Origin of the sequence: Streptomyces sp. SP18CS02, assembly GCF_036322365.1 — a bacterium.
Classification (GTDB): domain Bacteria; phylum Actinomycetota; class Actinomycetes; order Streptomycetales; family Streptomycetaceae; genus Streptomyces.
In genome coordinates, this window is record NZ_JAQYXC010000285.1 from 60,154 (window position 1) to 83,025 (window position 22,872).

General features: G+C 69.7%; 22 protein-coding genes, 1 tRNA gene, 1 other RNA gene and 2 pseudogenes. 2 read left to right on the forward strand and 24 right to left on the reverse strand.

What is annotated here, in order from left to right:
* Window positions 1-41: 41 nt before the first annotated feature.
* Together PUR26_RS17250 and ffs are read right to left on the reverse strand one after the other, a co-directional pair.
* On the reverse strand, window positions 42-2,408 hold the full coding sequence (locus PUR26_RS17250; protein WP_329873280.1) for a DNA polymerase III subunit gamma and tau: 2,367 nt from the start codon (window positions 2,406-2,408) through the stop codon (window positions 42-44).
* Window positions 2,409-2,468: 60 nt separating this feature from the next.
* An RNA gene (ffs, locus tag PUR26_RS17255) (signal recognition particle sRNA small type) lies at window positions 2,469-2,567 on the reverse strand.
* Window positions 2,568-2,708: 141 nt separating this feature from the next.
* Between ffs and PUR26_RS17260 the strand changes: the two genes are divergently transcribed.
* Window positions 2,709-2,796 (forward strand) — tRNA-Ser (locus tag PUR26_RS17260).
* Between the two features lie 62 nt (window positions 2,797-2,858).
* Here PUR26_RS17260 and PUR26_RS17265 read toward each other — a convergent pair.
* The 12 genes and pseudogenes from PUR26_RS17265 to PUR26_RS17320 form a co-directional block, all read right to left on the reverse strand.
* A complete protein-coding gene (locus tag PUR26_RS17265) occupies window positions 2,859-4,139 on the reverse strand; it encodes a tyrosine-type recombinase/integrase (RefSeq protein ID WP_329873281.1) in 1,281 nt (426 codons plus the stop codon).
* Between the two features lie 79 nt (window positions 4,140-4,218).
* Window positions 4,219-4,452 carry a helix-turn-helix domain-containing protein gene (locus tag PUR26_RS17270; RefSeq protein ID WP_062193627.1) on the reverse strand — a complete coding sequence of 78 codons (234 nt, stop codon included), beginning with the start codon at window positions 4,450-4,452 and terminating at the stop codon, window positions 4,219-4,221.
* A gap of 464 nt (window positions 4,453-4,916) precedes the next feature.
* Window positions 4,917-5,477 (reverse strand): annotated as a pseudogene (locus PUR26_RS17275) (ATP-binding protein); the annotation flags it as partial.
* Window positions 5,474-6,064, reverse strand: a pseudogene (locus PUR26_RS17280) (DNA methylase); the annotation flags it as partial. The pseudogenes PUR26_RS17280 and PUR26_RS17275, both read right to left, overlap by 4 nt.
* An 89-nt stretch (window positions 6,065-6,153) precedes the next feature.
* On the reverse strand, window positions 6,154-6,618 hold the full coding sequence (locus PUR26_RS17285; RefSeq protein ID WP_329873282.1) for a hypothetical protein: 465 nt from the start codon (window positions 6,616-6,618) through the stop codon (window positions 6,154-6,156).
* Between the two features lie 207 nt (window positions 6,619-6,825).
* Window positions 6,826-8,949: an FtsK/SpoIIIE domain-containing protein gene (locus tag PUR26_RS17290; protein ID WP_329873283.1), complete on the reverse strand. Its 2,124-nt coding sequence runs from the start codon at window positions 8,947-8,949 to the stop codon at window positions 6,826-6,828.
* A gap of 107 nt (window positions 8,950-9,056) precedes the next feature.
* Window positions 9,057-9,374, reverse strand: a complete 318-nt coding sequence (locus PUR26_RS17295) for a hypothetical protein (protein WP_329873284.1) — start codon at window positions 9,372-9,374, stop codon at window positions 9,057-9,059.
* Between the two features lie 2 nt (window positions 9,375-9,376).
* The gene (locus PUR26_RS17300) at window positions 9,377-9,724 is read right to left on the reverse strand and encodes an RRQRL motif-containing zinc-binding protein (protein ID WP_329873285.1); all 348 of its coding nucleotides are present in this window, start codon (window positions 9,722-9,724) and stop codon (window positions 9,377-9,379) included.
* On the reverse strand, window positions 9,721-10,335 hold the full coding sequence (locus PUR26_RS17305; protein WP_386813048.1) for a GGDEF domain-containing protein: 615 nt from the start codon (window positions 10,333-10,335) through the stop codon (window positions 9,721-9,723). Before PUR26_RS17305 ends, PUR26_RS17300 begins: the two co-directional genes overlap by 4 nt.
* Entirely contained in the window at window positions 10,332-11,435 is a 1,104-nt protein-coding gene (locus PUR26_RS17310; RefSeq protein WP_329873287.1) for a conjugal transfer protein, read from the reverse strand. The genes PUR26_RS17305 and PUR26_RS17310 overlap by 4 nt, the downstream gene beginning before the upstream one ends.
* Window positions 11,432-11,878, reverse strand: a complete 447-nt coding sequence (locus PUR26_RS17315; protein ID WP_329873288.1) for a Pycsar system effector family protein — start codon at window positions 11,876-11,878, stop codon at window positions 11,432-11,434. The genes PUR26_RS17310 and PUR26_RS17315 overlap by 4 nt, the downstream gene beginning before the upstream one ends.
* On the reverse strand, window positions 11,875-12,144 hold the full coding sequence (locus tag PUR26_RS17320) for a DUF6284 family protein (RefSeq protein ID WP_329873289.1): 270 nt from the start codon (window positions 12,142-12,144) through the stop codon (window positions 11,875-11,877). Before PUR26_RS17320 ends, PUR26_RS17315 begins: the two co-directional genes overlap by 4 nt.
* Window positions 12,145-12,758: 614 nt before the next feature.
* Here PUR26_RS17320 and PUR26_RS17325 point away from each other — a divergent pair.
* A complete protein-coding gene (locus tag PUR26_RS17325) occupies window positions 12,759-14,141 on the forward strand; it encodes a hypothetical protein (protein ID WP_329873290.1) in 1,383 nt (460 codons plus the stop codon).
* Here the strand turns inward: PUR26_RS17325 and PUR26_RS17330 are convergent.
* From PUR26_RS17330 to PUR26_RS17375, 10 genes are all read right to left on the reverse strand, one after another.
* On the reverse strand, window positions 14,138-15,040 hold the full coding sequence (locus PUR26_RS17330) for a phosphotransferase enzyme family protein (RefSeq protein ID WP_329873291.1): 903 nt from the start codon (window positions 15,038-15,040) through the stop codon (window positions 14,138-14,140). The two genes, PUR26_RS17325 and PUR26_RS17330, sit on opposite strands and share 4 nt — an antisense overlap.
* On the reverse strand, window positions 15,037-15,489 hold the full coding sequence (locus PUR26_RS17335; RefSeq protein WP_329873292.1) for a GntR family transcriptional regulator: 453 nt from the start codon (window positions 15,487-15,489) through the stop codon (window positions 15,037-15,039). Before PUR26_RS17335 ends, PUR26_RS17330 begins: the two co-directional genes overlap by 4 nt.
* A 388-nt stretch (window positions 15,490-15,877) precedes the next feature.
* The gene (locus PUR26_RS17340) at window positions 15,878-16,168 is read right to left on the reverse strand and encodes a hypothetical protein (protein ID WP_329873293.1); all 291 of its coding nucleotides are present in this window, start codon (window positions 16,166-16,168) and stop codon (window positions 15,878-15,880) included.
* Between the two features lie 100 nt (window positions 16,169-16,268).
* Complete coding sequence (locus PUR26_RS17345) at window positions 16,269-17,267, reverse strand: DUF4365 domain-containing protein (protein ID WP_329873294.1); 999 nt, start codon at window positions 17,265-17,267, stop codon at window positions 16,269-16,271.
* Between the two features lie 360 nt (window positions 17,268-17,627).
* A complete protein-coding gene (locus tag PUR26_RS17350) occupies window positions 17,628-18,914 on the reverse strand; it encodes a tyrosine-type recombinase/integrase (protein WP_329873295.1) in 1,287 nt (428 codons plus the stop codon).
* 83 nt (window positions 18,915-18,997) lie between these two features.
* Window positions 18,998-19,216 (reverse strand): excisionase family DNA-binding protein, encoded by a 219-nt coding sequence (locus PUR26_RS17355; RefSeq protein ID WP_329873296.1) that lies wholly within the window; start codon window positions 19,214-19,216, stop codon window positions 18,998-19,000.
* Between the two features lie 201 nt (window positions 19,217-19,417).
* On the reverse strand, window positions 19,418-20,590 hold the full coding sequence (locus PUR26_RS17360; protein WP_329873297.1) for a DUF3631 domain-containing protein: 1,173 nt from the start codon (window positions 20,588-20,590) through the stop codon (window positions 19,418-19,420).
* Window positions 20,587-20,985: a hypothetical protein gene (locus PUR26_RS17365; protein WP_329873298.1), complete on the reverse strand. Its 399-nt coding sequence runs from the start codon at window positions 20,983-20,985 to the stop codon at window positions 20,587-20,589. Before PUR26_RS17365 ends, PUR26_RS17360 begins: the two co-directional genes overlap by 4 nt.
* The gene (locus tag PUR26_RS17370) at window positions 20,982-21,869 is read right to left on the reverse strand and encodes a bifunctional DNA primase/polymerase (RefSeq protein ID WP_329873299.1); all 888 of its coding nucleotides are present in this window, start codon (window positions 21,867-21,869) and stop codon (window positions 20,982-20,984) included. Before PUR26_RS17370 ends, PUR26_RS17365 begins: the two co-directional genes overlap by 4 nt.
* Window positions 21,866-22,591, reverse strand: a complete 726-nt coding sequence (locus PUR26_RS17375) for a DNA methylase (RefSeq protein ID WP_329873300.1) — start codon at window positions 22,589-22,591, stop codon at window positions 21,866-21,868. Before PUR26_RS17375 ends, PUR26_RS17370 begins: the two co-directional genes overlap by 4 nt.
* Between the last annotated feature and the right edge of the window lie 281 nt (window positions 22,592-22,872).

Sequence of the window (22,872 nt, forward strand, 5' to 3'; positions counted from 1 at the left end):
GAACGGGATGCCCTTTGTGCGGGCTGCCGAGGCGGCCTCCGCTACTCGTTCGTATATTCCTCCACCACGGTCGCCCCGAGCTCGCGCACGATCAGGTCGTGCCCGGAGAGCGCGGAGTCGACGAGGTCCGGATCGTCCTCCTCCGGGACGTCGTCCTCGGGCGCGACCTGACGCGGTGCGGCGGCCTGGGGCGGCTGCGGCGCGGCCGGGCCCTGCGAGTGCCCGGACGGCCCGCTCTGCCCGGTCTGCCCGGCCTGCCCCGAAGCGGGAGCCGGTGTCCGGGGCGCCTGCTGTACGGGACGCTGGGCGGCCTGCGGGGCGGGCGCGGGGGCCTGGGCGGGGCGGCCGCCGTACCCGCCGGCCTGGGGCGGCGGGGGCGGCGCGCCGGCACCGCCCGAGGGGTCGATGATCGCTTCGATCTTCCACTGGACGTTGAACTGCTCGCTCAGCGCCTGCTTGAGGACGTCCTCGCTGCCGCTGCTCGCGAAGTTGTCCCTGGCTCCGGCGTTCAGGAAGCCGAGCTGGAGGGTGGCGCCGTCGAAGCCGGCCACCTGGGCGTTCTGGCTGAGCAGGATCCAGGTGAAGCGGCGGCGGTTCTTGACCGCTTCGAGGATCTCCGGCCACATGTTCCGCACCTGGACGGCGCCCTGCACCATGCCCTGGCTCGGAGCCGCCGCGGCCGGCTGGGCCGGGGCGGGCGCGGGGTCCCGGGCGGGCGCCGGAGCGGACGCGGAGCCGGAGCCGCCGGCCGTGGGCCAGCCGCCGGGCTGCCGGGCCGCACCCTGACCGGGCGTGGAGGCCGAGGGCCAGGCGCCGGGGCGGCTGCCGCTGTCCTGCGAGCCGGGAGCGGCGGCACCGGGCCAGGCACCCGGCCGGCTCTCGGCCACCGGGGCGGGCGCGGGGGCAGCGGGCTCCGGCGGCGCCGCCTGCCGGACCTGCGGAGCCGGTTCGGGAGCCGGGACGGGAGCGGGCACGGATCCGGGAGCCGGGACGGGAGCGGGCACGGATCCGGGAGCCGGTTCGGGAGCGGGCACGGATCCGGGAGCCGGTTCGGGAGCGGGCACGGATCCGGGAGCCGGTTGGGGCGAGGGGGCGGGGGCGACCGCCGGGGCCCCGGGCCCCCGTACCGCGGCGCGCGCGGCGGCGGGGCCGCTGCCGGGCGGGACCGGGGCGTGGGCCGCGGCCTCGGGGACGTACCCCATGGCGGGCCCCGGGCCGCCGCTCTGGAAGGAGACGGGGGCCTGGAGCGCGGCGCCCCGCTCCAGCCGGTCCAGCCGGGCCTGGAGCGAGCGCTCGTCGTCGAAGGCGGCGGGCAGCAGCACCCGCGCGCAGATCAGCTCCAGCTGGAGCCGGGGCGAGGTGGCCCCGCGCATCTCGGTCAGTCCGGTGTTCACCAGGTCGGCGGCCCGGCTGAGCTCGGCGGCCCCGAACACCGACGCCTGCGCCTGCATCCGCTCGATCACGTCGACGGGCCCGTCGATGAGCCCCTTCTCGGCGGCGTCCGGCACGGCGGCCAGGATCACCAGGTCCCGCAGCCGCTCCAGAAGGTCCGCGACGAAACGCCGGGGATCACTGCCGCCCTCGATGACCCGGTCGACGATCTCGAAGGCGGCGGCCCCGTCCCCGGCGGCGAAGGCGTCCACGACGGAGTCGAGCAGCGACCCGTCCGTGTAGCCGAGGAGCGACGTCGCCATGGCATATGTCACACCGTCCTCGGCGGCGCTCGCGAGCAGCTGGTCCATGACGGACATCGAGTCACGCACCGACCCGGCGCCGGCCCGCACGACCAGGGGCAGCACCCCGTCCTCGACCGGGATCCCCTCCTTGCCGCACACCTCGCCCAGGTAGTCCCGCAGCGTGCCGGGCGGCACCAGACGGAACGGGTAGTGATGCGTACGCGAACGGATGGTCCCGATGACCTTCTCGGGCTCGGTCGTCGCGAAGATGAACTTGAGGTGCTCCGGCGGCTCCTCGACCACCTTCAGCAGGGCGTTGAAGCCCGCCGAGGTGACCATGTGGGCCTCGTCGATGATGTAGATCTTGTAGCGGCTGCTCGCCGGCCCGAAGAACGCCTTCTCCCGCAGGTCACGGGCGTCGTCCACGCCACCGTGCGAAGCGGCGTCGATCTCGATGACATCGATCGATCCCGGCCCGTTCCGCGCGAGGTCCTGGCAGGACTGGCACTGGCCGCAGGGCGTCGGCGTGGGCCCCTGCTCGCAGTTCAGACAGCGCGCGAGGATGCGCGCGCTGGTCGTCTTCCCGCACCCACGCGGCCCGCTGAAGAGGTACGCGTGGTTGACCCGGTTGTTGCGCAGGGCCTGCTGCAGCGGGTCAGTGACATGCTCCTGCCCGATGACCTCGGCGAACGACTCGGGGCGATAACGGCGGTACAGCGCAAGGGACGACACGCTTACGACGATATCGGGCCCCGCCGACAAACGTCCCGGGCCGGACCGCCCGCCCCCGGGAACGCAAGCGCCCCCCACGCACCCGCCAGAGCCGACCTACCCTTGCTGCCTTCCGGCCCTGGGGGAGTTCAGTCAGATAGCGCCACGTGAGGGGCTGCGCACAGCCTACCCGATCCCCGCCCCCGCAGGGACCGCCCCGGGCACCCGGACCGTCTCCGGATCACCTCCGGGCGACGGTCCGGGGAGCGGTCCGGGGAACGGGTTCGCGAGCACTCCTCAACGTCTTGTATTGTTTGCCCCGGAGGATTCGCCTAGTGGCCTAGGGCGCACGCTTGGAAAGCGTGTTGGGGGCAACCCCTCACGAGTTCGAATCTCGTATCCTCCGCCAGTGCCTCACCGGGCACGATGTCGAAGGGCCCCCTGGAAACAGGGGGCCCTTCGTCGTTGTCCCTACGACTCGTTGTCCTGGTCTTTGTCCACAGCGAGGTTTTCGGGCGCTCCCCAGATGGCGCGCTCGATCTTCCGAGCCGCTTCCTTGAGCATGGGATCGGTCACGTGCAGGTACCGCGCCCGCATCCGTGCGGCGCCGCCCGGCTCCCACCCCATGATCTGGTCGATGACGCGGTCCGGGACCCCGAGCAGCATCAGCACGGTGCCTGCGGTGTGCCGTGCGTCGTGCAGACGCCCGTCCCGGACGCCGGCGTCTTCCAGCAGCCGCTTCCAGTCGTGATAGTCCGTGTTCGGGCTGAGCGGCCCGCCCAACGGCTTGGTGAACACGTACTCCGACTCGGTCCACAGGTTCGCGGCCACCGCACGCTCCCGGGCCTGCGCCTCACGGTGGGAGCGGAGCATCACGACCAGCGGTCCCGGGAGGGGCACAGCGCGACGGCCGGCGCGTGACTTCGTGTTCTTCGTCTCGCGCCGCACCTGCACCCGGGCCGGGCAGTAGCCCGCCTTCCGGCCGCACGGCGCTGCATCGCCACACCCGTGCTCGTACTTCGGCCGCAACCGGTTCCGGCGAAGCTTCAGGTACTCGTTGTCCAGGTCCACGTCGGACCACCGCAGTCCGAGCGTCTCCCCCTGCCGCAACCCGAGCGCCAGGGCCAGCATCCAGCGGGCACTGTTCCGCCGCTTGTTCACTTCGAGTAGGAGACTCTGCACCTCGTCGACCGAGTAGGGCTCCACCTCGTTCTCGTCTTCTTCCATCCGGGGAGCCTTCGCGAGCGCGGCAGCGTTCTTCGCCGCGTGGCCGCGTCGCACGGCTTCACCCAGGGCCGTACGCGCGGTCCGGTGGGCCTGGTGCGCGGTGCCCGCCTTGCTGCCGGCGCTCTGCATCCGGCGGTACAGGCTCTCCAGGTGTTCGGGCTCCAGGCGGTCGATGCGGTGCCGACCGATGCCGGGCACGAGGTGCACCCGGACAGCCACCTCGTATCCGGCGTACGTGTTCTCGCTCACGACGGGCTTGGCGATGTTCTCGACCCAGTGCTCAAGCCACCTCGCGACCGTCCACGGCTTGCCGGGCTGCCGCGCGGACCCCTCGTCGCGCTGCTTCTCCAGGCGCCGGACCTCGTCCACCAGCTCCTTGCGCGTGGGGCGCGTCAGGTGCCGACGGTACGGCGTTCCGTCGTCCTTGTAACCCATGGGCACACGGGCGTGCCAGCGTTCGTCTTTGCCCAGGTAGATGGCCGATTCGCCGTTGGCTCGGCGAGTGCGCTTTTTCTCCTCTGCCATTGGCAGTTCCTCCGGTCGGTACGAGGCAGACAGACCGGAGCGCCGCCCGCATGTCGGGCGGCGCTCCGGGAGGGCGAGATCAGGCGGCGCGCTGTTCGGCGCGTCGCTGGGCGAGGTAGGCGGCGGGTGCATCGGCGGGGACGCGCCGGAGTCCGCCGATGGTCAGGGACTCCAGTTCTCCGGTGCGGATGAGGGCGTAGCAGGTGGTGCGGCCGATGCGGAGGCAGCGGGCGGCTTCTTCGACGGTCAACAGAACGGGGGGAAGGTCGCTGGCCTGGGCGAGTGGTGCGATGTCCACGGTGGTGATGCTCATGGAACGGTCTCCTCTGGACCTGTCCGTCGTGGCGCGGCGGTGTCTGGATTGAGAGTTCGCGTGTGTCCGAGGTGCGGATTTCTGCGTCACTGCGTCAAACACGTCATGCGGGCCTGTGACCTGTGGGTTTGTGTGACTCGGCGGTCTCGGGTGTCTGTCACCGCCGGGGGCGTGTGTCACGGGGCTGTGACGCGGGTGACGTGGTGTGACGCGGGTTTCGGGTGTCTGTGTCACGCTCGTTCATGCAGGTCAGGGGCCGTCATGGCGGTGACGGATGACGTGGTGACGCAGGGGCTCTCTCTTAGGACAAAAGAGAGGAGGTGGTTTCTGTTTGTGGTGCGGCTGCGGTGTTGAAGAAGGAGCCGCTTCGCGTCGCGCTCTTGGGGCGGCTGTCGCCGAACAGCAAGAGGAGCACCAGGGCGGCGGGTGCTCCTCTTGCTTGTCGTGCGGCTGAACACGCGCGGTCAGTGCAGGGAGCCCTGTTGGTGCAGGGGCTCGGGTACGGGGCGGGTCATGGAGATGTAGCGGGCGGTGCGGGTGCGTCCCCAGTCGATGACGACGCCCCGGGCGGCGAAGGTGGGCTGAAGGCGCTTGAGCCGGTCGGAGAGGACTTTGCCGGTGGTGGGCCAGCCCTTGGGCAGGGGACGGCAGTCCTCGCCACTGTGGAGGCGGCTGAGGCAGTCCAGCCACTCGGAAGAGGTCATGCGCTGCTCTGCACCCGGTTCGAGCCCGGCGGCGTGGTGCAGCACGGTCTGTGCCAACAGGTCGCCCTCGATCACGTCGTCGTTGAGTTCATCAAGGCTGGCCCGGTAGGCGGGCAGCGAGGCAAGGCCGGTCGCCGTGTCGAACTGCGCGCACAGGTGAGCGAAGTCGGCCATGCGCAGGTCGGTGGGCGTGGGGGCGGTCGCGGCGCGGACCTTGACCGTGAGGTCAAGGAGCGAGCCGAGGATGACGGGAAGGGCGGCGGTGAAGTCGGCCCACAGTTCCGCTTCGGTGCGCCGCACCTGCGGGCGCTCCAGCCGGACGGCTTGCCACCACCGTTGCCGTACGCGGCCACATACGGGCCGTCGAAGTACTGGCCGTGCCGGTAGCCGCGCACGCGGCCCCGGTGCGGGCGGTGCGCCGGCTGCTCGATCGTCCAGCCGCCCAACTCGAAGTTGCGGTGCCGGATCACTCCGAGACCGAACATCTCCCCACACAAGATGAGGTCTTTGCGGATCTTCGCGCGGCCGTTGGGCTGCTCGATTACGTACGGCAGGCCCGACGCGTCCAGCAGCTCACGGGTGGGGGCCACGAGGTTGACATGCGGGCGCCCCCAGCCCTGGGAGGCGTTCGTGCCCACGGTGAGCGCGCATCCGTGCTGGCAGGGCGGAGAGGCGTGCACGAACGCGTACCGGCGGATCTCACCCGACGCGATGAGGTGGGCGAGGTAGGTTAGCGCGTCGCCATGGTGGCGGGGGAAGGGGTAGTTGGGTCGGTCGGCGATGTCGCAGCCGTCGACTTCGAATCCGGCGCGGGCGTAGCCCACGGCGGCGCCGCCAGCGCAGCAGAACAGGTCCAGCAGGCGCGGCCGAGGGTCGCGCACTCGCCGGATGGTGGCGGGTTGCGTCATGCTGGGGTATCTCCAGTTCCTTGATGAGTGCTGGCTGACAAGGGCGGCCCCGGTTCTTTGGCGAGATGCGGGGGCCGCCCTTGGCGTAGCTAGCTGTGGAAGTGGTTGCGCTTGATCACGGCCTTGCGGATGTTCACGGTCGTGCCGCCCCGGTGGCCGCTCGCGCTGAAGATCTGCGCGGCGATCCATCCGCCGAAGATCACGGCGGCCAGGGTGATCAGTTGGGTGATGAACGCGGTGAGGGCGGCGATGAACGAGGTGAGCAGGATCAGCCCGCCGCACACCGCGAGGAAGCCGACGCCCCCGAGGGCGACGTTCACGGCCGTCCGCGAGACGGCCGGCTTGGCCGCGATCGGCTCAGGCTGGGTGGGGTTGATGGCGTAGCCGGTGACGACGCGGCCGTCGGGCAGGACGATGCTCGCCACCGCCGGAACGGTGTTCGGTTGGACCGGCACGAGGGGCGCCGGCGTCACGGTGGCGGGCGGGTACGGGGTCGGGTGGTGGACTTCCACGGCCCGCTGCGCGGGCACGTGCGGGGTGTTCGCGGGGTACATGCGGAATCCCTTCCGGCGGATGGCCAGGGAGGCAGAGACACCCCCTGCCGGGGGCGTCACGGAGGGGTGTTTCGGGGGTCTGACCTGCATGCCTCCCTGACTCCCTGAACGATCATTTGTGCAGGTCAGGACCAGGGAGGCGGGTCAGGGAGGGGTTCAGGGAGTTCTCCCTGCCTCCCTGACCCGTCGGGGGTCGGCTCCCTGCCGTCATTCGGCGGAAGCGGAACCCTCGGCGTCGCGGTCGGCGAGGGCACGGGCGACGCGGTCGCGGCCGACGACCATGCGGCCGTCGGACTTGTAGGGCTCCGCGCCGGCGGCGTCCAAGACGCGCTTGAGGTCGATGAACGACCACCCGGCGTAGGCGTCCGCGTTGAGCGCGGCGAGCCGGGTGATGACCTCCTGCGTGCGCACCCGGGGCGCGTCACCGAGGACGGTGGCGATGTCGGCGAGCGGGTCCCGCTCCTCGCCCCGGTCGATGGCGTGCAGGGTGGTGACGCCGTCGCGCAGGGCCTTGGCCCGGTCGGTGATGGCGGTGGCCTGTTCGTCGTTGATGTAGTGCGTGCGCACCGTGATGGACGCCTGCCCGGCGGGGATCTCGATCCCGTCGGACGCGACGACGAGGGTTCCCTTGTCCAGGCCCTGGCGCAGCAGGTGCGGGGCGGCGCCGCCATCCACGGCCTTGTCCCCCAGCGCCATGCGGGCCTGTGACTCGGTGCCGAGGGCGAGGGAGGCGCGGGTGTGGGCGCCCTCGCGGACCAGCTTGGGAAGGTTCTGGTCGGTGGGGTCCTGCGTGCCCTCCCACAGCAGCACGTCGACCACGCGGCCTTGGTTGTGGACCTTGCGGACGGCCATGAAGTACCGGGAGATGGCCTTGGAGCCGCCGTAGGGGCGGCCGTCTTCGTCCTTGACCGGGCACATGAACGCCACCTGTGCTTCGTCCACGATGCCGATCAGCGGGTCGAAGACCGCACCGGGGTCGCGGCGGCGGATCTCGATGCGGCGGTTCATCTCCTCGACCAGACTCTCCACCATCTCGGTGGCCTCGATCACCTGCTCATCGGCCGGTCCCTGGATCAGGACCGTGGCCAGGCCGTCGAACATGGCCCAGTCGCCGGCGCCCTTGAGGTCGGCGATTCGAAACTCCACCCGGCGGTCCAGGCAGGCCCACAGGGCGAGCGCCCGCAGCGCGGCCGTCTTGCCCTGGTTCGACAACCCGGTGATGAGCAGGTGGCGCTGGTAGAGGGACAGGGCGGCGGCGTCCCCGCGCAGGTCCTGACCCCACGGCGCCTTGCCCTTGGCGTAGTCGGCGGTCAGCGACTCGTCCGTGGTCAGCGGGGACGGGCCGATCGGCTCATCCAACGCGCCCGAGTCGGCGATCCACAGCCGCACCGTCCGCGCGGCCTGCGGGATCGTGATGAACACCTCGTGCTCGTGCCGGGTCAGGTTCTCCGCGAGCTTCTTGCGCCGCTTCTGCACCTCATCGGTCGACACTCCGGAGGGAAGCGTCACGTCGACCTCGACACCGCATCCGGCGATCGTGATCGGCCCGAGCATCGAGGCACCGGCGTCGCCCATCTCCTTGATGGCGTTGCGCAGCGCGGGCACGCCGAGGTCGCGCAGGGCCTTGACCACGATGGACGGGGTGATCGGCTCACCCTCGCCCGAGCGGACGTTGGCGGGCAGGGCCCAGGCGGGGGCGGCGTGCTGCTTGCGGCCGACCGACCACAGCGCGAGCAGGGCCAGGAACGGGCCGATGGTGAGGGCCGGGCCCCACACGATCTGCACGATCCGGATCAGCAGGGCGATGAAGTCGATCGTCGCCGACAGGGGGGTGATGACGTCCCCGACCTGGCCGGTGTTGATGGCCATCACGACCCCGAGCGCGACCAGCACGCCGATACTCATGCCGGCGCCGACGGCCACACCCTTGGCGGCCTCCACCGGGGAGTGGAGCAGGTCCATGCGGCGGTGGTGGCGGGCGGCGCGGAAGCGCTGCAACCGCTCCTCCCACTCCTCCGCCGCTTCCAGGTTCCCCGCGGCTTCCGCCGCCCGGATCATCCGCTCGTACCGCGAGCCGGTACGGCCGTCCCACGCCCGGCGGGCCACGATCCGCCCGCCGTTGAAGGTGTAGAGGCCGTGCCGGGCCGTCGCCCGCACGACCGTCTTCGTCCGCTCGTGCGTCACGGCTGTCTTCACCGCGTGGCCCGAGCGGACCCACAGCGGCACCGGACGCGCGGGCGGCGCGTCGGGCACGACAGTGAGCACGGTGGGGGCCGTGTCCGGGGGCGGGGGGTCGGTGGGCTTGTAGAGGTGGACGACGTTCTCAGACATGCTGGAAGTTCTCCTGACTGGCCCAGCAGGGGCGGGAGGAAGGGAGAGAGCCGGGGTGGCCGTGTCCGTGGAAAGTCCCGATCACCCCGGCGCTGGAAAGCGGCTGGTCAGAACCAGCCGGACGACTTCTTCTTGGCCTTGTTGCGGGCGGCCTCGGTGATCAGGCGCTGACGCTCTCCGTGCAGGGCGGTTAGCTCCGCGTTCAGCCGGATCTCCGCGCTGTTGCCGGTGGCGTCCATACGCTGTTCCTCACGGCCCGCGCTGCGGCCCCGGGCCACCTTGTAGCCGCCGACGGCCAGCGAGCGGGCCAGCGCCCGGCGCTCGCTGCCGTTCAACGGCCACCACTCACCCCGGCGGACCGCTTCCAGCTTCTTCGTCGTCGCCTGAATCGCACGATCCAGACGACGGATCTCGGCGTTGCGCATGGTCAGACGCTCCTCCGAGAGTCGCAGGGATCGGGGTAGGCACAGGGCACGCAGGCCCCTAGCGAGGCGGGGATGACGTAGCCCGCATCCCGGCGGCACTGCGGGCAGACGCGGCGGGCCCGGTTCGCCGCCGCGAGCGCCGCCCACCGGCCGGGGGTCATCGGCCGGACGGGCTTGGCCAGGTCGACGCGGTAGAGGTAGGCGACCAGCGGCTCTCGGCGGCGACGCGGCCGTTCGAGTTGCGCGGCTACGTCCTGACCGCCGGGCCGCAGGCCGCGTGCACGGAGTTGGCGACGGGTGGCGTAGCCGTCCGGGGCCAGGCGCCACCGGTAAGTGGGCAGGGTGGTCATGCGGCGCCCCGGCGTCCGGGGCGCCGCCCGGCGACGCTCGCGAGCAGACGTCCGAGACCGGCCCGGCGGACGCGACCGGGCCCGCGCTTAGCCGCGTACATGGCCTCATCCGCCCGCCGCAGCAGCCCCGACAGGTCCTCTGCCGGATGGTCACCGCGCCGCACCCAGCCCAGCGACACCGTGGTGTGCACTTCGGGCGAACCGTCGACCGGGCGGGCCAGAACACGGGCGAGAACGGCGAACCGGTCGGCGGCGGCGCCCTCGCGGTCGATGAGTACGGCGGCGAACTCGTCGCCCCCGAGCCTGCCGACCACACCGGCACGGCCCACGGCGTGCGCGAGCCGGCCGGCCGTGGAGGCGAGCAGGGCGTCACCGGCCGCATGCCCGTGGGTGTCGTTGACCTGCTTGAAGCGGTCCACGTCCGCGAGCACCACGACCGCGTGCGGGTTGCGCAGCAGGCGGCGGGCCCGGCGGGTGAACGCCTCCCGCGTCCACAGCCCGGTCAGCGGGTCACGGCGAGCGGTCCGCAGACGCCGGGACATCCACCAGCCGTGGACACCCCAGACCAGCGCCACACCGACCGCGAACGCGACTAACAGCGGCGTACTCACCCGGCCACCCCCGCTCCGGCACGCTCAGCAAGCAGCGTGTCCCGCAACATCCGGGCGTTCGCCGGCGACGTGCGCACCGCGCGGCGGATGCCCTCGCCGGTCACCTTCGCGTCCGGCCAGTCCGCCGTCGCCTGGCGTGCTTCGGCGAGCAACTGTTCCGGCGTGCGCTTGGGTCGAGTCGGCTTCGCGGCGTCCGGGACACGGCCGGTGGCGCGGCGCGGTCGGGTCGATTCCGCCGGCACGGTGCGGGGCTCGATCGACGCGACCGGAGCGGGGTCGACCGGCGGGAGCGGCTTGAGGGGCGGAGTCGACTTGCCCAGGTCGACCGCGACCGGATCGGGCACGGTCAGCCGGGTCAGCGTCACCACCGGGTCCGGCGTCGATTTCGGCAGGTCAGTCATAGACTGTTTCATATCGGTCTTGGTTGATTCCTCCGCATTCGTGACCGGGGAGGGACCGAGCACGGTGCCGCCGAACAACGAGGCAAGGGCGGCGTCCGCGCCGCCGGTGATGCGGTCGCGCTGCACGTCCAGCAGCCTCGATCCAAGCGCCACGTCGCCGACCCCGACCTTGCGGGCCAGGCGCCACGACTTCCGCTCGGACCACTTCTTGACGCGGTCACTGGGGTGCTGGGTGGCACGGGCCCGGTGGTAGGCCAGGGCCTGCATCAGATCGGCGGTGCGGCGCTCGTTCTCCGCGTCGCGGCCGTCGGTGTGCACCACGATCCGCCGGGCGAGGAACGCCATACCCTCCGCCGAGACGGACATGCCCATCGGGGTCAGCGCGTAGATCACCGTGCGGCCCGGATCGGGCGCGGCCATCGCGCCCATGACAGCGGCGGCGGCCGGCAGCGCCCACAGCCCGAGCCGGACGATGCGCGGGGAGGACTGGCCCAGCATGGTCAAGCCGAGCAGGACCAGGGCGAGCACGGCAGTTGCGCCCTCACCGGCGGCGAGCGCCCCGAGCGCGGTGCCCTTGCCGTAGGCGTGGCCGATGTTGCTGTAGGTGCCGATACCGCCGAACACCCCGGTGGCCAGCATCGGCACGAAAGCGGCCGCCAGCACCCCGACCTGCACACGGGTCAGCTTCGCGCCGGTCATCGGGCACCCCCGGCGGTGATCAGGGCGGCGACGATGAGGAGCGCGCCGCCGGCCATGGTGAGGTCGACCGCGCGGCGCAAGGTGGTGAACTTGGCGACCGCGAGCCGGGACAGGCCGGCGACGTCGGCGGCCAGGCCCGAGGTGACGGCGTCGCCGATCTGCTCGGCGGTGAGGGTGGCCCACAGCGGGAAGCCGTGCCGGCCGCCCAGGTTCGGGCGCACCGACCGCAGCAGCAGACCGGCCGCACCGACCAGCAGGGCCAGCCCGGTGCCGCCCGCCACGTAGGCGGGCAGGTTCAGGGACAGGTCGCGGGCGACCGACCACGTGCCGGCGAGCACCGCACCGACGAACGCCAGCAGCAGTGCCGTCTTGGTGTCCGTCCGCGCGATCTCCGCCTTCACCTCGGCGTGCGCGGCGGTCAGGTTCCGGTCGGTGGCGCTCACGCGGCACCCCCGGAAAGGCTCGCACCGGCCGCCTGGTTGAGCAGCGCGACGCGGGCGGCGAGCGCGCGGCGGCGGGCCCGGCGGATGCGGCGGGCGTCCAGCTCGGTCGGCGTGCGGTCCAGAGTGACGATGTGGGCGTCCAGCAGGTCGACGTCCGCCAGGATGACGGGCATCTCCCGCTCGATCGCGTCCAGCTCCGCGGCCGTCGGCTCCATGAAGTCGGCGAACGCGGTAACAGCGTCCTGAACAGTGACGATGTGATCCATTGGGTCGTGTTCCTCTCACAGGGTGGAACGGCCCGAACAGCGGCCCCGGTGTTCCAGCACCGGGGCCGCACGCCGTTGAAGTCGGAAGAACCGGCTCCCCTCAGCGCTGCTCGTACGAGACGAGCAGCGGAGGCAACCGGCCGCAGCGGCAACCGCTGCGGAGAGGTTGAGCGTGTCGCTGTCTCCTTCGGGAACACGGGCTCCCGTTTTAGGCGTATGGAGACGTGACCTTTCGGTCTAAGCCCTCCCGAATGCCCAGGGTCGGGTGCGCCCTCGGCCCGATCCGCCCCGGGCCCCTTGAGGCCGCGTCCGGCGGACGTGGCCCCCATTGGTCGTGCTTCGGTGCCACACACTCCGCAATGCGTGGTGTGTATTACCTACCACTCACGTTGGCAGAAGGATTCCGCGCCGTCAACCCGTGGCTTTCGACTCGGTCCCGCCAGCCTGTCCCGTGCGGTGGTGATTCAACTGTCCCCATCCGGCGGGCGGTTCGGGAGCGAGTACTTGGGGGTGTACTCGTGCACTCCTAGGTGCGAACCCTCTGCACACTCGGCCTGACCTGCGTAGAGTGACGATGAGTCAAGCTGCTACTACGGCCGCACTCTGGGGGTTCCATGGCAGACCGGAACGCCAGACTGGCCGCGCTCATGCAGGAAGGCGACTTCTCGCACAAGTCCCTTGCTCGCGCGGTGGTAGCCGCTGCCGCTCGGTCAGGTGAAGACATCACCTGCGATCACACGTACGTCTCGCGGTGGCTCAAGGGGGCAATCCCGCGTGGCAACATGCCGCAGTTCATCGCGGACGCCATCGGGCAGAAGGTCGGGCGCCGGCTCGCCCTGGACGACATCGGCATGGGTGACGCGGCCGTGTCTTCCGTACAGCCTGACCTCGGACTTGAGTTCGCAGACAGGGCCGAGGCGGCGACCAAGACCGTCGCAGACCTCTGGCGTGCCGACCTGGCTGAGGCTGAGGTACTGGTCAGGGCACAGCCAGACTCGGCCGCCTGGAACACTGCGTCCCTGCGCTGGATCGTCGCCCCGCCGGACGGGGAGCTGACGCGCGCGAGCGGCCGCGCGATCGGCATGGTGGACGTGGAAATGATCCGCTCCACTGCCGACGCCTTCAGCATGCTCGATGGCAAGTTCGGCGGCGGCCATGCCCGACGTGCGCTGATCCAGTACCTGCACACGGACGTCCGGCCGATGCTGGACGGCAAGTACTCGGACGACGTAGGCAAACAGCTCTACTCGGCCGTGGCGGAAGCGCTCCTGCTCGCCGGGTGGATGTCGTACGACAGTGGCCTTCACGGCATCGCTCAGCGGTACTTCATCCAGGCGTTGCGCATGACGCAAGCGGCAGGGGACCGGCTTCTTGGGGGCAGCATCCTTTCCGCGATGAGCCACCAGGCCACGTTCCTCGGGCGCTACCACGACGCGGCGACCCTGGCTCGGGCGGCCTACACGGGCCCGGCCGGCGTGCTGGGCCCCACGATGTCCGCGCAGTTCCGCGCGATGGAGGCGCGGGCCCTGGCCCGCCTCGGCGACGAACGGGGATGCGACCTCGCCTTGGTAGAGGCAGAGCGCAAGCTCAGTCAGCGGACCCCGGACAGCGATCCGCCGTACATCGCCTATTTCGATGACGTGGAGCTTGCAGCCGAGATCGGCCATTGCTTCCGAGATTTGGGCCGGTCCGCAGAAGCAGCAGAACGGGGCGCGGGATCGATCTTCGGCGACGGCCTGAACAATCGAAGCGACTTCTTCGCGACGATAGTGCAGGCCGAAGCGTATATCAACCAAGGCGAAATTGGGCGCGGCTGCGAAATTGCCAAGACCGCCCTACAACTCGGCGAGGGGTTGAAGTCGGCGCGCTGCGTCCAGTACGTTCGAGAATTCCGCGAACGCGTTTCCCCTACGATGCGAGGCGCTGTGGAATTCCGCACCTTCATGGAAGAAGCGCGGACCTACCGCCTTTGGCAGCAATGCGGCTTGACGTCTTAAAAGGGCGCCCAATCTCGGCGTGATCCTCCCGACCGGAGAGTTGCCACCCGCTTCTCGACCTCGTCAGCGGCCCGGGAGTTCGCGCCCGCGTTCTGCGAGAGCCACGTGACCATCAGCAGTTCTCGCACGCTCCGGAGCACGCCGTATCCGGCCCATTCGCGCACGTCGAAACCGTAGCCCGCCACGAAATCCGCATACTCCGCTTCCGTATGCCATCCGAAGCTGTCGTAATACATGGCTGTTTGCATCAGGTCCCACTCGCGGGGGCCTGTAGCGAACCCGTCCAGGTCAATTACGCGCGGATGGCCAGACGCATCGTGCAGAACGTTACCCACGTTGAAGTCACCGTGCAGATGCCCCGAGGGAAGCGAGAATTCGAGGCGCCCATACTCGACCTCCAAATCCCTCGCCATCGAACGCAGGAATGATCGGGTACTCGCCGGAATGGAGGCACGCTCCAAGCGGCTCGCGACCTTTTCGAACGGCTGGAGTCGCGGCAGCAAAAAAGGCGGCGACTCCAGTTCATGGAGCCGCCGCAATAGCGCGCCCATTTCCGCCGTGCTCGCGTACGTGTCGCCGTCTGCGAGCCCTCCCCAAAAGGTGACCGGGTGGTCCTCGATCACGATCGGCTGTTCGGCGTCCGTGACGAGACGAGCGGCCGGATATCCCTGTTCTGCAAGCCACCGGGCCACCGCTACCTCTTGCCGCACCGAGGCAAGCCGGTCGGCGCCCCGCCCCACCCGCGAGATGATCCGGCCGCCGTCGACACGGAACACTGCATGGTCGCCTAGCCGAAGGATCTCGATGCCGTCCGGCTCCAGGTCGGCGACCGCGCATGCCCGGCGCAGGATGGCCTCTGCCGCGTCCGCGTCGAACTCTGTGCGCTCCGTCGTCGTCATGCGGTCTGTGTCTCCCGTCCGGTCGGCAGCGTGAGGACTTCCCGCCCTCGCCCTGCGCCTTTGCCGATCAGCCCTTGACCTTCCATCTGCGCGATGGCAGAGCGCACGGCGGTCCGGGACGCGCCGAACCGCTCGCACAGCTCCTTCTCGGTGGGGAAGCGGTCGCCCACCTTCACCTCCCCGCCGCGCAACAGGTCGGTCACCCGCTCGACCAACGGCCGGCGGTCGCCGGTCCCCACTACGAACCATCCGGCGCCCTGTACCGACTCGATCACACCATCGGCCTTGAGCGCGGCAAGCGCCCGCTCGATGGTGCTGCGGCTCACGCCGTACTCGCTCACGAGTGCCGACTGGGACGGCAGCGCTTCAGTGATCTCGCCGTCCCTGATCTTCTCGCGGAGGGATTCCGAGACCTCCAGGTACGTACCTCGCGGACTGCCCTGCGGCACGTGGGCTCCCTTCCTCGACCTCGGCGGTGGCCCGGTGGGCACCTAACGGAAACAAGGTTGCCACGTACGCTGCGACTGACCGACGGTCTCGTATCCGGTCAACCCCTCGATGCGCGGTTAACGGTGCGGACGACCAGCATCGGCGCGGTTGCTGTCATTCCAGATGTAGACAGCGAAGGTTCCTGAGCCGTACCAACTCTCGGGCCCCACCTCGGCCGTGAGAGACGGGTACTCGCTGATGAGCTTCCCAATCTCAGCCAGGTCGACCTGCCTGTACGGCTGGTTAAAGACCAGAGCAGGCTTGCCGGTGGTCCTAGAAAGCCACGTGGTCGTGTGGTCGTAGAACCCCGGCCTGTCGTGGCACTCCCTCTTAGCGCAACGGCCCTTGTCAAGCCAGTGCAGTCCAGACGAACACCCTGTGCTGCCGCTCCTGAGGTCGTATCGGTCCCGCCCAGTTCAGCAGATCCACGCGCAAATGGACGTAGACGTTCGGGCCGTAGGGCCAGTACGCACCTTCGGTATCACGGGTGAGCACGTCCCGGGAGCGGTCATCCAGAGAGCTGATCAGCTTCTTCTGGCTGGCGCTCTGGCACCGCGGGCACCACCACTTCGCTTCTTTCCCGGAGCCGAAGAACAGCCCCTCCCGGCTGCGACGCCCGCATCCCGCGCAGTCGTACATAGTCCTGCTCCTTCGCTTTACTAGGGACCGTTCGGCGCTGTAGGGAACGGTCGTGACCGCTCGCAATAACGGCGTGCGCACACGCTAGACCACAACTGGCTTACATATCGGGCTCTAGCTGCTTTTTCTTGCGGTCGCGAGCGAACCCTACAAAGCTAAGAATGAGGAATTTGAGTCCGAACGATGGCACGAGGGCTCCTGCATAAATCCAAAATGCACCAAACCATCCATCGTCTCCGTTCGGGTCCACTATTGGAAGCCAAAGAAAGTTGCCCGCAATGATAGCGAGCCAACGGCCCGTCTCCTTAGGGACTCGCCCGGCCCTGTACTCGAAGAATATGGTAAGGGCCATGAACAGCATGAAGTGGTAAAGGCTGAGCACCCAGACGACTGGGTTCACCCAGTCTGAGGACCCTTCGGCGAATCGAATTAGGCGAGGCCAGTCCCACAACATGACGAGAATTAGAACTTGGATGGGGAGGGATCGAATTAGATCCTTGCGGATAACACGGAGACGCTCCTCATGCCGAAGCGCAAAGTCGGCAATGCCCTCAAATAGCGGGTTGGGAGCCGTCTCGGGATCTAGCCCATGCCTGGCTCGAACGGCTTCGCTTAGTGCCTCCTCGTGGTTCGCCGCGCGGATCCGCATCCCGGCATCACCAGCATACGCCGCGACTTCCGCATAGAAGGCGTCAATCGTGTCAGAATTGAGCCGCGAATTGTTGGCTACTTGAACCCAACCGGGGCTCTCATTTACGGACCTTAACTGTTCAGTAAGGTTTACCCAGAACAGTTCTTTCTTTTTCATGTCGTAGACGACGCCGATGATAGGTATGCGACTCTGGCGCCAGTCATCGAAATGATCATCTATTGGAATCGCGTACCCGTTGACCCTTTTATACTTCTTGCCACTCTTCACCTGAATGGCAATCCAGCAAGGCGTCCTCTTGCTGCCGCGCGTGAAGTTAACGATCATGTCCTCGCCGTGATCGTTCCCTCCGTCGATCTCCTGAACGAGGTGATCGTGTTCCTCAAGGAGTGACCGCAGGGCGTTGACGCCCGCCCTCTCGATCTTGCGACTGGCACGAACAGTAGACACCCAGCCCCCCCCTGAAGTGAGTCTTCGTCAGACTAGCGGCAACCCCCGACAACCGGGACTGGTCGCAGTCACCCAGCCACGCACTGACCTGGTCGGTCCATGCCGCCCGTTGTCCTGTTCCTTGTCCAGTGCGCCGACGGTCGCCACCGTTCACCGCCGTACGCGCCCCCCTCCTGACCTGCCCGGCGGCCTCTCCTGAACGACCCCGTACGGCCACGCGGACAGTTGGAAAGCGTGTTGGGGGCAACCCCTCACGAGTTCGAATCTCGTATCCTCCGCCAGTGCCTCACCGGGCACGATGTCGAAGGGCCCCACCGTTCGCGGTGGGGCCCTTCTTCGTTGTCCGTCTCAGTTTCCGTCTCAGTTGGGGTCGGGGGCGCTTCCGTCCGGCTGCTCCGGGGCCGTTCCGACCTGGTCTCCAGCCGGGCCCCAGAGCGCGTCACCGACCTGTTGGGCGACCTGCTTCAAGAGCGGTCCGGTGACGTGCATGTACCGGGCCCGCATCCGGGCCGAGCCGCCCGGCTCCCAACCCATGATCGCGTCGACCACGACATCCGGTACCCCCAGCAGGAGGAGCACAGTACCGGCGGTGTGGCGTGCGTCATGGAGCCGCCCGTCTCGTACACCCGCGTCACCCAGCAGCCTCTTCCAGTGGTGGTAGTCGGTGTTCGGGATGAGTGGCCCACCGGTCGGCTGCGCGAAGACGTACCCCTTGTCCTCCCACTCCTCCCCCGCCTCCCGTCGCTCGCGCCCCTGCTCCTCCTGGTGCTTGCGGAGGAGCGTGATCAGCGGGACCGGGAGCCCGATCGTCCGACGGCCGGCGCGCGACTTGGTGCTCTTGTGCTCGCGCCGGATCTGCTGGCGCTTGGGGCAGTAGCCGGGCTTCCGGTCGCAGGTGCCGCCACAACCGTGCTCGTACTTCGGCCGCAGGCGGTTCTTCCGGATCCGGATGTACCCGGCGTCGAGGTAGACGTCCTCCCACATGAGCCCGAGCGCTTCGCCCTGCCGCAGGCCGAGCGCCAGCGCGATCACCCATCGCGCGCTGTTGCGGAGCTTCGACGCCTCCAGGAGGAGACTCTGAATTTCCTCGATCGTGTAGGGCTCGATCTCCTCCTCGTCGAGCCTCGGTGCCTTGGCAATCTCGGCGACGTTCTTGGCGATGTGGCCCCGCCGTACCGCCTCACTCAGCGCGACGCGGATGGTCCGGTGGGCATGGTGAGCGGTCCCGGCGGCGCTGCCGTTCTTCTGCATCCGCTCGTAGAACTCTTCGAGGTGTTCCGGCTCCAGGCGCTCCAGCTTGTGCGCGCCGAGACCGGGCACCAGATGGACGCGGACATCGACCTCGTAGCCGTCGTAGCTGTTCTCGCTGACGTACTTCTTGGCGATGTTCTCGACCCAGTGCTCCAGCCACGTCTTGACCGTCCACTGCTGCCCGACCTTGCGGACCATCCCGGCCTTGCGCTTCTGCTCCAGGTCACGGACCGCCTCCGTCACCTCGGCGCGGGTCTTCCGCTCGACGTGCCGACGGTCCGGCTTCCCGTCGGGGCGGACGCCGACCGTCACGCGGCCGTGCCACTTCCCGTCTTTGCCCAGGTAGATAGAGGAGGCGCCGTTGGGCTGCCGGGTGCGCTTCTTGTCCTCCGCCACGGGCGGACTCCTTCAGGTTGGGGTGGGTGGAAACGCCCGGAGCGCCCTCCCTGGCGGGACGGCGCTCCGGTGTGAGGCGGTGATCAGGCCGCGCACTGCTCCGTGCGAAGACGGGCGACGTAGGCGGCGGGGGCATCGACGGGGACGCGTCGGAGTCCGCCGACCATCAGGGACTCCAGCGCTCCGGTCCGGATGAGAGCGAAGCAGGTGGTGCGGCCGACGCGGAGTCGGCGGGCCGCCTCTTCGACGGTGAGCAGGACGAGCGTGGGGTCAACGGTCACTTCGAAAAGGGCCGCGTCCATGCGGTGCTCCTCTGGCGTAGTGAGCGGGGACTCTTGGCCCCCTTCTGGAGAGTCCGCTACATCCGCTACGCCGCTACATCGCAGGTCAGCGGCGCGTTTTGTGTAGCGGGAAGGTTGGGTGTAGCGGCTACGGCCCGCTCGCGGTGCCCTGGGTGGGGCGTCGCGGGAGTGGCGGCGTAGCCGCTACACCGGGAGTTGCCGCTACGCGAAGAGGGGGTCGGAGCTGGGCTGTAGCGGCGTAGCGGATGTAGCGCCGTCCTGGGGCGGGCGCGGGGGCGGGCAGTATCGCGTCCAGGCGTCGTGGAGGTCGTCGGCGAAGAAGCCCTTGAGGATGCCGCCGGCGGTGCGGATGTTGCGGGAGACGATGCGGGTGTTGTCGCCGGTCATGTACTCGCCGAGCATCTTGGACAGGCGCCGGTTGTCCAGCGGCTTGCCGTGGAGGTCCGCCCACGGGGCGTCTTCCAGGGCGTTGAGCCGGTCGAGGATGGCGACGGTGGGCAGCTTGTCCACGCCGATCAGGACGTTGTCCCGCAGGTCGGTGAGCAGCCGGATACCGAGCGAGCCCTTGTCGTCGGTCTGCGACGCCTTGACCAGTTCCGCACATGCGGCGCGGGCGCGCTCGGGCCAGTCGCCCCCGGCGGCGTCGGCGACGGCGAGCAGGGGTTCCCACACGTCGGCTGGCCGGTCGGTGACCCCGTCCGGCATGACGGGGCGGGCGCCGCCCACGCGGTCGCGGACCTGGTCGGCCCACTTGGCGAGCCGGTCGCGGATGGCGTGGCCCTGCTTCTCGTGGTCGCCGATCCGGTAGGGCTCGACCTTCTCGTTCCTGGCCCGTCGGCGCATCCGGATGATGACGGAGCGGGTCAGGATCGTGTCCGGGAGCGAGCCGAGACCGGCGACGGCGACCGCGCAGTACGAGGGGAAGCCGACCACGGTCTGGTTGGAGCCGTCCCCCACGCACCGGTACATGAGCCGTCCCCGGCGGTGTCCGGCGTTCAGGAAACCCCGGAGCTGCTCGTTGTCCCCGGCCTTCGGCCCGAACACGGTGTCGATCTCGTCGAAGATGATCGTGGGCCGCTCTCCGTCCACCCCGGAAACGGCCCGGAAGAGAGCGGATGGGGAGGCGTCCACGGCGGCCATGCTGTTGGGCACCAGGGTCTCGATGACCTCCAGCGCGCGGGACTTGCCCGACCCCGGTTCCGGGGAGAGGAACGCGATTCGGGGCGTGGAGTCGAATGCGTCGATCAGGTGGGCGTGGGCGTCCCACAGGGCGACGGCGACGTATCCGGCTTCGCGGGGGAAGACGTTGAACCGGCGGTGGAACTGCTCGACTTCGGCGAGCAGGGCGGCGCCGTCGATGGGCTGCACGCTCATGCGGCATCCCTCCCTTCCGTGAGCGGGACCAGGGCCCCGGTGCAGGCGGTCTTATGGGCGTCGTACTCGGCGACCATGGCCGCCACGGCGCTCTGCCCGGTGGCGGTGCCGGTCTGCCCGCAGTGGCAGGCGTAGGCGGCGTTCGGGGCGCCGTCGGTGCGCTTGGACCAGCGGGCGCCGTCGTAGTGCGACCGGTAGACCGGAGCCGCGTGGATGCGGATTCCGGGCTGATCCGGTGTCGGGTCGCTGGGGTTCGGGAGAAGGGCAGAAGGGACGCCTTCGGCGACGACCTTCGAGGCGCCCACGGCCCGCAGGTGCCGAGGCTGCACGGCGGCACCCGGGCGGTCGGTGGTCGGGCTGATGCTTTTCAGAGGGGGGTTCTGGTGGTCGCTCATGCCGTCTCCCGGGGTCGGGCGTTACGGATGGACCAGTTCAGAGCGCTGCGCAGGGTCGAGCGGCACTCGTACGGCTTCAGGCCGGCCGACTCTCCCGCCCTCTGAAAAGCGTCCTCAACCGTGTGCCGGTCGAGGTCGCCCCACGCGACGAAGCGCCCCACGGCGCGGGCGGCCCGGAACAACTCCGCCTCCCTGCCACCCTCCACGGCCGTGGCGACGGCGAAGGTCTCGCGCTCCAGCACCACGTCGGCGTACCGGCTCGCCCGGCTCGGCATGGGCGGCAGTACCGGCCGCGCGGGCTTCTGAGGGGGCGTCAGAGCTTCTTGGAGCCACGCGGGGAGTTCAGCAACCCGGACGTCGTCGAGGACGTCGTACGAGCCGCTGGGGACGATGCTGCCGGGGGCGACGACGTAGCCGCCCCATGCCCGGGTGTCGACCTTCCGGGCGAGCGTGCCCGCCGTCGACCTCAGCCGGACACCGTCCGGGGCGGTGAAGTACAGGTGCTCTCCCCCGCTCGTGGTCCGCACCCGGTAGGTCGACGGGACGGCCTGTCCGACGCGCTCGCAGAGCGCCTTGAAGGAAGTGGCGCCGTCAGGCGTTCCTTCTTCGTCTGTCGGCTTGAGCGTGTCGAGGTCGACCACGAGCAGCCCGGCCGGGCCGGTCGCGATGCCGACGTTGTACGGCCGCATCGTCCAGGCGCCCCGGATCAGGTCCGGGTCGAGGGTGGCGCGCTGCTCGGGCACCAGGTGCCCGCCGGCGCACCGCCCCGTGCCGGGGCAGGACGCCTCGGGGTGGCCGGCGGGCCGCTTGTCCCGGGGCCGGAGCGGGAACACGGGCCAGCCGCGCGAGGCCGCGTCCAGAGCGGAGGTGAGGAGGTCACTCACGCGGCCACCCCCACGGAGGCTTGGGTGAGGAACGCGCCGCCGATCCACTGGCTGTAGGCGGGCGGGATGGCCTCGGTGAGTTCCTCGCGGACGTCAGTCCACGTGATGCCCATGGCGGCCTGAAGCTCCGCGACGGTGGGCTTACCGCCGCCGTTGCCATACGCGGCGACGTACGGGCCGTCGAAGAACTCGCCGTGCCGCCAACCCCGCACCCGCCCCCGGTGCGGCACGTGCGCGGGCTTCTCGACGGTCCAGCGGCCGAGTTCGAAGTTCCGATGCCGCAGGACACCGAGGCTGAACATCTCGCCGCACAGGGTGAGGTCCTTGCGGATCTCTGCCTTCCCGTTGGGCTGCTCGATCACGTAGGGCAGGCCCGAGGCGTCGAGGAGTTCGCGGGTGGGCGGTACGAGGTCGACGTGGGTTCCGCCCCACCCTCGGGACCGGTTGGTGCCGACGGTCAGCGCACAGCCGGCCTGGCAGGGCGGGGAGGTGTGGATGAACGTGTACCGCTTGATCTCCCCGGTCGCGATGAGCGCGGCCAGGTACTCCAGGGCGTCGGCCTGGATGAAGGCGAAGGGGTAGTTGGGGCGAGGGGCGATGTCGACGCCGTGGACGTCGAACCCGGCGCGGCGGTAGCCCATGGCGGCGCCGCCGGCGCACGAGTACAGGTCCAGGAGTAACGGCCGCTCGCCGTCTCGCCGGATGGGGGTCGGGTGCGTCATGCTGGTGTCTCCAGTTCTGTTGCTGGTTGACGAGAGCGGCCCGGTCTTGGCGGACATATAGGGGCCGCTCTCGGCGTTCGTGGGGACGGCAACCGGAATCACGGGTTGCCGTCGGTCAGGGAGGCGCGGGTACCCCCTGCGGGATGGCTCGTGGAGGGGGTTTCCGCAGGTGGTGGCGGGGCGCCTCCCTGCCTCCCTGGTAGATCATTTGTGCAGGTCAGAGCCAGGGAAGCGGGTCAGGGAGGGGGGCAGGGAGTTCTCCCTGCCCCCCTGACGGTTCG

What these genes read in the sequence shown, in the direction of transcription:
- PUR26_RS17265 (WP_329873281.1), bottom strand. Translation starts at nt 4,139, where the DNA reads ATGGCAGAGGAGAAAAAGCGCACTCGCCGAGCCAACGGCGAATCGGCC.
- PUR26_RS17270 (WP_062193627.1), bottom strand. Translation starts at nt 4,452, where the DNA reads ATGAGCATCACCACCGTGGACATCGCACCACTCGCCCAGGCCAGCGAC.
- PUR26_RS17285 (WP_329873282.1), bottom strand. Translation starts at nt 6,618, where the DNA reads ATGTACCCCGCGAACACCCCGCACGTGCCCGCGCAGCGGGCCGTGGAA.
- PUR26_RS17290 (WP_329873283.1), bottom strand. Translation starts at nt 8,949, where the DNA reads ATGTCTGAGAACGTCGTCCACCTCTACAAGCCCACCGACCCCCCGCCC.
- PUR26_RS17295 (WP_329873284.1), bottom strand. Translation starts at nt 9,374, where the DNA reads ATGCGCAACGCCGAGATCCGTCGTCTGGATCGTGCGATTCAGGCGACG.
- PUR26_RS17300 (WP_329873285.1), bottom strand. Translation starts at nt 9,724, where the DNA reads ATGACCACCCTGCCCACTTACCGGTGGCGCCTGGCCCCGGACGGCTAC.
- PUR26_RS17310 (WP_329873287.1), bottom strand. Translation starts at nt 11,435, where the DNA reads ATGACCGGCGCGAAGCTGACCCGTGTGCAGGTCGGGGTGCTGGCGGCC.
- PUR26_RS17320 (WP_329873289.1), bottom strand. Translation starts at nt 12,144, where the DNA reads ATGGATCACATCGTCACTGTTCAGGACGCTGTTACCGCGTTCGCCGAC.
- PUR26_RS17325 (WP_329873290.1), top strand. Translation starts at nt 12,759, where the DNA reads ATGGCAGACCGGAACGCCAGACTGGCCGCGCTCATGCAGGAAGGCGAC.
- PUR26_RS17330 (WP_329873291.1), bottom strand. Translation starts at nt 15,040, where the DNA reads ATGACGACGACGGAGCGCACAGAGTTCGACGCGGACGCGGCAGAGGCC.
- PUR26_RS17340 (WP_329873293.1), bottom strand. Translation starts at nt 16,168, where the DNA reads ATGTACGACTGCGCGGGATGCGGGCGTCGCAGCCGGGAGGGGCTGTTC.
- PUR26_RS17355 (WP_329873296.1), bottom strand. Translation starts at nt 19,216, where the DNA reads ATGGACGCGGCCCTTTTCGAAGTGACCGTTGACCCCACGCTCGTCCTG.
- PUR26_RS17360 (WP_329873297.1), bottom strand. Translation starts at nt 20,590, where the DNA reads ATGAGCGTGCAGCCCATCGACGGCGCCGCCCTGCTCGCCGAAGTCGAG.
- PUR26_RS17365 (WP_329873298.1), bottom strand. Translation starts at nt 20,985, where the DNA reads ATGAGCGACCACCAGAACCCCCCTCTGAAAAGCATCAGCCCGACCACC.
- PUR26_RS17375 (WP_329873300.1), bottom strand. Translation starts at nt 22,591, where the DNA reads ATGACGCACCCGACCCCCATCCGGCGAGACGGCGAGCGGCCGTTACTC.